The organism is Ornithinicoccus halotolerans, assembly GCF_009602535.1.
GTDB lineage: Bacteria > Actinomycetota > Actinomycetes > Actinomycetales > Dermatophilaceae > Ornithinicoccus > Ornithinicoccus halotolerans.
This window is the reverse complement of record NZ_WIQI01000218.1, coordinates 1-935: the sequence shown is the minus strand read 5'-3', so window position 1 is coordinate 935 and position 935 is coordinate 1. Positions and strand designations below refer to the sequence as shown.

Annotated in this window: 1 protein-coding gene; it reads right to left on the bottom strand. The window is 78.1% G+C overall.

What is annotated here, in order from left to right; genetic code table 11:
* The coding region (gene pyrF, locus GFJ45_RS16155) for an orotidine-5'-phosphate decarboxylase (RefSeq protein WP_153399132.1) at positions 1–772 on the bottom strand (772 nt) is incomplete at its 3' end.
* Positions 773–935: the final 163 nt, after the last annotated feature.

The window sequence follows — 935 nt, the reverse complement described above, 5'->3', positions numbered from 1 at the left end:
CGGGCGCGGCGGCGAACCGCCGGGCAAGGTCGGCCGGCGTCCCGCCCTGGCTGCCCAGCCCGGGGGCCAGCAGCAGCCCGTTGAGTGCTGCCAGGTCGACGCCGGCGTCGGCCGGCAGGTCCGTCCCGGTGGCGCCCACCACGAGCCCGACCGGCCCGCAGGGGCGGGCACCGGTGTTGTCGGCGGCGGCGGCACTGGCCACGGTGCCGGCGACCGTCGGCTCGCCCCGGCGCTGGACCGAGGCCCCCTCCGGGTTGGAGGTCAGCGCCAGCACGAACACCCCGCGCCCGGTCCGGCGGGCGAGGTCGATCGCCGGCCGCAGGCTGCCGTATCCCAGGTAGGGGCTCACCGTCACCGCGTCCGCGGCGAGCGGGGCGCCGTCGGCGAGCGTGGCCTCGGCGTAGGCGGCCATGGTGGTGCCGATGTCACCGCGCTTGGCATCCAGCACCGTCAGCGTGTGCCGGCGGGCCAGCTCGGCCAGCAGCTCCTCCAGGACGGCCACCCCGGCCGAGCCGTGCCGCTCGAAGAAGGCGGCCTGCGGCTTGATCGCGGCGACGTGCCCGGCCAGTGCCTCGACCGCGATCTCGCAGAAGCGCGCCAGCCCTGCCGGGTCGTCACTGAGTCCCCACTCGCGCAGCAGACCCGGGTGCGGGTCGACCCCGACGCACAGCGGGCCGTGTCGCTCCATGGCCGCCACGGCGCGGTCCGCGAACGCCGCGGGGCTGGGCGGCCGGTCCTCGGGGTGGTTGTGCTGCGGGGGGTGCTCGGTCATGACGACGTCCTCTCCTCGGGGTCCGGTGCCGGGTCGGCACGGAGGGCGGTGGCCAGCCGCCAGGCCACTGCGGGGTCGCCCAGGACCGCGGTGCCGACCTGGACGCCGAGCGCACCGGCTGCCAGCAGCGCGCGGGCCGAGGCGGGGTCGTGCACGCCGCCGG